Origin of the sequence: Pyxidicoccus fallax, assembly GCF_012933655.1 — a bacterium.
Taxonomy (GTDB): Bacteria; Myxococcota; Myxococcia; order Myxococcales; family Myxococcaceae; genus Myxococcus; species Myxococcus fallax.
In genome coordinates this window covers 1-6,024 of record NZ_JABBJJ010000519.1, presented here as the reverse complement: position 1 = coordinate 6,024, position 6,024 = coordinate 1, and the positions used below count along the sequence as shown (strand labels likewise).

The 6,024-nt window shown below is 69.8% G+C and carries 8 protein-coding genes; 3 read left to right on the top strand and 5 right to left on the bottom strand.

Annotated features, from left to right (window positions below):
* A partial coding sequence (gene sitA5, locus HG543_RS50570) for a SitA5 family polymorphic toxin (RefSeq protein ID WP_439332622.1) occupies positions 1-679 on the bottom strand: 679 nt, incomplete at its 3' end.
* 189 nt (positions 680-868) lie between these two features.
* Here sitA5 and HG543_RS50565 point away from each other — a divergent pair.
* The 3 genes from HG543_RS50565 (at position 869) to HG543_RS50555 (ending at position 3,366) form a co-directional block, all read left to right on the top strand.
* Positions 869-1,630 carry a transporter substrate-binding domain-containing protein gene (locus HG543_RS50565; protein ID WP_169352158.1) on the top strand — a complete coding sequence of 254 codons (762 nt, stop codon included), beginning with the start codon at positions 869-871 and terminating at the stop codon, positions 1,628-1,630.
* Positions 1,627-2,613: a cation diffusion facilitator family transporter gene (locus tag HG543_RS50560; RefSeq protein WP_246357885.1), complete on the top strand. Its 987-nt coding sequence runs from the start codon at positions 1,627-1,629 to the stop codon at positions 2,611-2,613. Before HG543_RS50565 ends, HG543_RS50560 begins: the two co-directional genes overlap by 4 nt.
* A 261-nt stretch (positions 2,614-2,874) precedes the next feature.
* Positions 2,875-3,366 (top strand): hypothetical protein, encoded by a 492-nt coding sequence (locus tag HG543_RS50555; RefSeq protein WP_246357884.1) that lies wholly within the window; start codon positions 2,875-2,877, stop codon positions 3,364-3,366.
* 13 nt (positions 3,367-3,379) lie between these two features.
* Here HG543_RS50555 and HG543_RS50550 read toward each other — a convergent pair whose 3' ends face one another.
* From HG543_RS50550 to ypfJ, 4 genes are all read right to left on the bottom strand, one after another.
* A complete protein-coding gene (locus HG543_RS50550) occupies positions 3,380-4,126 on the bottom strand; it encodes a helix-turn-helix domain-containing protein (RefSeq protein WP_171818098.1) in 747 nt (248 codons plus the stop codon).
* Positions 4,123-4,254, bottom strand: a complete 132-nt coding sequence (locus HG543_RS56700) for a hypothetical protein (RefSeq protein WP_281404558.1) — start codon at positions 4,252-4,254, stop codon at positions 4,123-4,125. The genes HG543_RS50550 and HG543_RS56700 overlap by 4 nt, the downstream gene beginning before the upstream one ends.
* Positions 4,255-4,361: 107 nt before the next feature.
* Positions 4,362-5,030 carry a hypothetical protein gene (locus HG543_RS50545; protein ID WP_169352156.1) on the bottom strand — a complete coding sequence of 223 codons (669 nt, stop codon included), beginning with the start codon at positions 5,028-5,030 and terminating at the stop codon, positions 4,362-4,364.
* 128 nt (positions 5,031-5,158) lie between these two features.
* On the bottom strand, positions 5,159-6,024 hold an 866-nt coding region (ypfJ, locus tag HG543_RS50540), incomplete at its 5' end, for a KPN_02809 family neutral zinc metallopeptidase (protein WP_169352155.1).

The window sequence follows — 6,024 nt, the reverse complement described above, 5'->3', positions numbered from 1 at the left end:
CCCGCCCAAAGCGTGCCCCCGCCTCCTCCAGCTCCTGGAAGGTGGTGGCCCGGTCCGAGGCAAGCTTCAACTCGCGGCACGCCTTCACCACTTCCAGGAACGCATCCACGCCCACGTAGGCCAGCATCAACACCGCGACGGCCGCGGCCGCCTTCGTGAACACCGGCTCCGGATTGGCCGCCAGAATCGCCCACGAGACCATCGCCGACACCACCACCGCCTTGAAGAAGGTGGGGTTGAGCGTGTCTTCCACCGCGTCCGCGATGCTCTCGTGCATCGGGTCCAGCGACAGGCCCAGCGCCAGCTTGAGCCGGTCCATCGAGCCGAAGCCCAGCCCATCCTCCAGCAGCGACAGGCAGTCCCCAGGCCCGTCATGCGCCTGGCACCAACGGCCATACCCCTTGCGCAACGAGACCTGGAGCGCCCGGTCCATCGTGCCGCCGCGAGTGGACGCACGCACCAGCGGCTCCCGAAGCGACAAGGGCAGCTCCAGCACCAACCGCGAGAGGGCCTCCTGGAAGTCGCCCTCCTCCACCTCCACCGACCCGCTCGAACCGGACGGGACGTGCTCCCGCAGCGGCGCGCCCTGGCCCGTATCCAGGCGCACCACGCGTCCGCTGGCGCAGCCCACCATCAGCGCCACCAGCATCAGCATCCACCCGCCAGCTCTCGTGGCCATGGCCCAATCCACCCGTGGAGGAAGTTCCAACCACGAGAGCATCCCGGTCTGACCGCCGAGCGGGCGTGCAGGCAGCGCCCCGTCCACGGCCACGCGGAGCGGACACATCCTCCTGGCGCCCCTCATGTCGCGTGCCCAACTTCCCACGGTGTGCCACGGCGACCATCCATGCGCTGAAGGAGGGCCGAAGTGTTGCGAAGGGAGGGACGAGCCACGTCGAGGGCCTGCACGCTCACGGCCGCCCTGTTGGCGCTGACGCTGGGCGCCTGCGGACTTCCGAAGGACCCGAACGACACCCATGAGCGCGTCCAGGAGGAGCGCCTGCTCCGCGCGGGGCTCGTCCGGCATGAGCCCTGGACGTACCTCCAGCACGAGGGCAAGCCCGCCGGTCCCGAAGTGGACGCAGTGGAGAAGCTCGCCGCCCGCCTGGGCGCACGCGTCGTCTGGACCGTGGCCCCCGAGTCCGAGCTGATGCACGGCCTGGAGAAGCACGCCCTGGACCTCGTCGTCGGCGGCATCTCCTCGAAGACGCCCTGGGCGAAGCGCATCGGCCTGGGCAAACCCTTCCTCACCACGCGCCTCGTCCCCGGCGCGCCGCCCGGCGGTTCCGTTCCCGAGTCCCTCCAGGGCCAGGACATCGCCGTCGCTCCCGGCGGCGTCGCGGGAGCCCTGCTGTCCAAGGAGGGCGCCCGCGTGCGCGAGGCCACCGATCTGCACCGCGCCCCCGGCCTGCGCGCCGCCTGGGACTGGCAGTTGGAGGCCTGGGGCTACGTGCCCGGCACGAAGGCGCTGCGCGAGGAGCAGTGGGTGTGGGTCGTCCCGCCCGGTGAGAACCGCTGGCTGCTCACCGTGGACCGCTTCGTCCTCGAACACGCGGAGGACATCCGGCGCGGCCTCGTGGACCACGCCCGCACCCGCGCGGCCCACGTCTCCGAGGAGATACAGCCATGAGGGGGCTCGGGAAGAAGCCTGGCGACACGCCGGAGCTGCGCGCCGCGGCCCCGCACGACCTGCCCGCCGACAAGCAGCGCGTCCTGAAGCACGCCCGGCGCCTGGAGGCGTGGACGCTCGTCTACCTCGCCTCCGCCATCGTCCTGCTCTACCTCACCCTGGGCTCGTCCCAGGCCATGAAGGCCGCGTGGCTGGAGGACCTGCTCAGCCTCATCCCGCCCATCTCCTTCCTCGTCGGCAGCCGCGTGGCGCATCGCAAGCCGTGCGCCGAGTACCCCTATGGCTACCACCGCGCCACCACCATCGCGTACCTCGTGGGCTCGGTGGCCCTGCTCTTCATGGGCCTGTGGCTGCTGGTGGACTCGGGCCTCAAGCTCATCACCGCCGAGCACCCCACCATCGGCAGCGTCCAGCTCTTCGGCCATACCGTGTGGCAGGGGTGGCTGATGATGGCCGCGCTCCTCTGGAGCGGCCTCCCCTCCATCTTCCTGGGCCGCAAGAAGCTGCCCCTCGCGGAGGAGCTGCACGACAAGGTGCTCCACGCCGACGCGCTGATGAACAAGGCGGACTGGCTCACCGCCGCCGCGGCCATCCTGGGCATCCTCGGCATCGGCCGGGGCCTGTGGTGGGCGGACGCGGCGGCCGCCGGTGTCATCGCGCTCGACATCGCGTGGGACGGCCAGAAGCACCTGCGCACGGCGGTGGGAGACCTCATGGACCGCGCGCCCCGCACGCTCGACTCCGAGCACCACGAAACCCTCCCGCGCCAGCTCCGCGAGGCACTGTGCGGCCTGCCGTGGGTGGAGGCCGCCCAGGTGCGCGTGCGCGAGGACGGACACGTCTTCTACGCGGACGCGCTGCTCGTACCGCGCGAGCGCGGGCCCGAGCTCGTCAAGCGGCTGGGCAATGCCGCCGAGGACCTCAAGCGCCTGGACTGGCGACTGCGCGAGGTGCTGCTCGTACCCGTGGACAGGCTCGACTGAAGCGGCCCCTGTCGTCCGCCGGACGAAAGCGGCTCTGGCTTCAGCGTGACGCGGAGAACAGCTCCGTCCGCGCCAGCGGATGCGCCTCCGCTCGACGCGGCGAAGCCTCCGCCGCCGCGCGCCGATCCTCCGCTCGCCCGGAGGAAAGCGCGGGACTGTCCCCTGGGTACATCGCGTGGGGGGTGGCGCATCCCTATTCCATGGTCGCTGCCGTACGCACGTACGCCCCTGTCCCATCCCCCGTATCCAGGAGATTCCAAGATGGCCGCCACCACCCCCATGCCCTCCAACTCCACTTCGACCATGCCGATGATGGGCATGAACCCCATGCCGATGATGGGCATGAGCCCCATGCCGATGCCGATGATGATGCCCATGGGAATGAACCCCATGATGGGCATGGGCATGAACCCGATGATGGGCATGGGCATGAACCCCATGATGGGCATGGGCATGAATCCCATGATGTCCATGGGGATGAACCCGATGATGGGCATGGGCATGAACCCCATGATGGGCATGGGCATGCCGATGATGATGCCCATGATGATGCGTCAGATGGCGCCGATGATGGTCCGGATGACCTGTGAGATGGGCAAGGACGGCATGATGTGCCGGATGATGCCCATGGAAGGTCAGGACATGACGATGCTGAAGGAGTGCTGTGACGCCATGAACGCCATGATGGCCATGGGCGCTCCGGTGATGATGATGTGCAACGGCATGCCGATGATGATGGGCATGTCCCGCTAGAGCACGAACTGCCTCAGCCGACTTCCTCGGCGTACGTCATCACCAGGTACATCTGCACGTCGTCCGTCCCCACGTTCCGGTAGACGTGGGGCCGGTCGGCCTCGAAGAGGATGGCGTCACCCGCCGCGAGCAGGTGGTGCTCCGTGCCCACCTCCAGCTCCAGCGTGCCGCGCGTGACGATGAGGTTCTCCAGTGTCCCCGGTGGATGCGGCTCGGCGCGCTCCTCGCCTTTGTCCTTCAGCAGCAGCTCGTAGAACTCCACCCGCCGCGGCTCGTCGAACGGGAAGAGTGCCCGGGACACGAAGCGCCCGTCGTGCGACGTGAGGCGCTTGGCCTCTCGCGCCCGCATCAGCCGCGTGCCCGCCCCGCCCGTCATGCTGATGAGCGCGGAGAAGGGCACGTCCAGCGCCCGGGCAATCTTCCACAGCACGTTGATGGTGGGAGCGCTCTGCCCCAGCTCAATCTGTCCCAGCATGGCCCGGCTGACGCCGGAGGCCTTCGACAGCCGCTCCAGCGACAGGCCCCGCTGACTGCGCAGCCGGCGCAGGTTCTTCCCCACTACGGGCGCCAGGTCCTGGTCCGAGTCCGGCGGTGCCGACTCGTAGGTCCACGCCTGCTCGCCCTCGGGGGGAGCCGCCTGGGAAGGAGGTGCCGGCTCGGTGGCCGGACGGGAGGACTCGGTGGATTGGCGCGCTTCACGGCGGCCCTGCTCGGCCGCGCCCGCTTTCCGCCGCCCCGTGTTCTCCCGAACCGACTTCATACCGGCCAGACTACAACCCACACCCAGACCGGCATCCAGGGCCGTACCGGCGCGGGGCGCATCATCTGACACTGCTGGGCCTCACGCTTCTTGCGGAAGTCCTGCAGGTCGATAACCGCTGCGCTCATGGGTGGCCTCTTTGTTACCGGATGGATGTCCGTCAAAACGGATGGACGGAATATCCGTTATAGCGGACGCGCCGTCAAGGCAACGGAAAGCACGGGTGGGGTGTCTCCTAGTGACTCTCGGTGGAGTAGGCCCAGAGCTCGATGGGGGTCGCGTAGTAGACCCAGCCGAAGAAGCCCCCGACGGCGGAGCGGGCGGGCGGCCGGAAGTACGGCGTGTCTCGCGCTCCGAGCAGCTTCAGCAGCCCGCCCACCGTCACCGTCCAGAGCACCTGCAACGTGAAGGTGAGGACATAGGAGAGCGCCACGAAGGGCAGGTAGAGCGGCCCGAGGATGCGCGCCTGCAGCACGTGGACCCGCTCGTGGTTGCCCGCGCCGCCCAGGTTCACCGTGCCCAGCGTCTGCAGCACGTCATGGCCGAAGCCCGTGCCAGGGCCCGTGGCCTTGTAGACGACCCAGCCCCTGCCCTCGGATTCGCTCCGGGACAGGTCTCCGAACCACGGGTAGATGAGGTTGCCGAGCACGAAGCCGAACAGGGTGTTGGGCAGGCTCCACGTCGCGTCCACCAGCAGCTCCAGCCACCCCTTCCCCGCGCCCAGGTCGTAGCTGCCCAGCACGCCGGCCTGGAGGCCATACCCCCCGCCCAGCACCAGACCGGCGGACAGTGCCACCCCGGCGGACAGCGCGCCTCCCGTGAGCAGGCCGACGAGCAGCAGCGTCAGCACGGCCAGGACGGTGAACGACAGGAACGTCAGCAAGCCTCGAAGGAACCTCGACATCGTCTCCTCCAGTGCGGCCCGCCGGGCGGACCCTGGGATTCACGGGGAGGAGGCGCGAGTCACGCGATGTGACGGTTCCAGGAAGGGAGCCCCCGCCGGCCGGGGGGGCTCCGCGAGCCGTGTGCCCTTCAGCGCCCGCCCGCGCCTTCGCGGAAGGTGTCGCAGGCCTCGACGGTGCCCTGCTCCATGCCGCGGCGGAACCAGTGCACGCGCTGCTCGGACGAGCCGTGGGTGAAGGACTCGGGCACGACGCGGCCCTGCGCGCGGCGCTGGAGCGTGTCGTCGCCAATGGCCGAGGCGGCGCCCAGGCCTTCCTCCACGTCGCCCTGCTCCAGCAACTGGCGCTGGCGTTGCGCGTGGTGCGCCCAGATGCCGGCGAAGCAGTCCGCCTGGAGTTCCTGGAGCACCGACAGCGCGTTGGCGTCCGCCTTGGACATCCGGCTGCGCTGCGCATGCACCTGGTCGGAGATGCCCAGCAGGTTCTGCACGTGGTGCCCCACCTCGTGCGCCACCACGTACGCCTGCGCGAAGTCACCCGGCGCGCCGAAGCGGCGGTCCAGCTCGTCGAAGAAGCCGAGGTCCAGGTACACGCGCTGGTCCGGCGGGCAGTAGAAGGGCCCCACCGCGCTGTCCTGCGTGCCGCACGCGGACCGCACCATGTCCGTGAAGAGCACCAGGCGCGGCTGCGCGTACTGCACGCCGAGCGGCTCCAGCAGCCCCGGCCACGTGTCCTCCGTGTCCGCGAGCACCACGGCCACGAAGTCCTTCAGCTCCTCCTGCCGCGGGTCCACCGGCTGCCCCGAGCCACCGGTGCCCGAGTACGGCCCCGGGCCGCCGCCCTGCAGCACCTCGGATGGGTCTCCCCCCAGCAGCATCACCAGCAGGGCCACCACGATTGACGCGGCCCCACCGCCCACCGCCAGCGGACGGCCGAGCCCGCTGCCCCGCCTGTCCTCGATGTTCGAGCTGCGACGCCCACCCTGCCATTTCATGC

Excerpts from the sequence above, each read along its gene's own strand:
- HG543_RS50560 (WP_246357885.1), top strand. The coding sequence starts at position 1,627 with ATGAGGGGGCTCGGGAAGAAGCCTGGCGACACGCCGGAGCTGCGCGCC.
- HG543_RS50555 (WP_246357884.1), top strand. The coding sequence starts at position 2,875 with ATGGCCGCCACCACCCCCATGCCCTCCAACTCCACTTCGACCATGCCG.
- HG543_RS50550 (WP_171818098.1), bottom strand. The coding sequence starts at position 4,126 with ATGAAGTCGGTTCGGGAGAACACGGGGCGGCGGAAAGCGGGCGCGGCC.
- HG543_RS56700 (WP_281404558.1), bottom strand. The coding sequence starts at position 4,254 with ATGAGCGCAGCGGTTATCGACCTGCAGGACTTCCGCAAGAAGCGTGAG.
- HG543_RS50545 (WP_169352156.1), bottom strand. The coding sequence starts at position 5,030 with ATGTCGAGGTTCCTTCGAGGCTTGCTGACGTTCCTGTCGTTCACCGTC.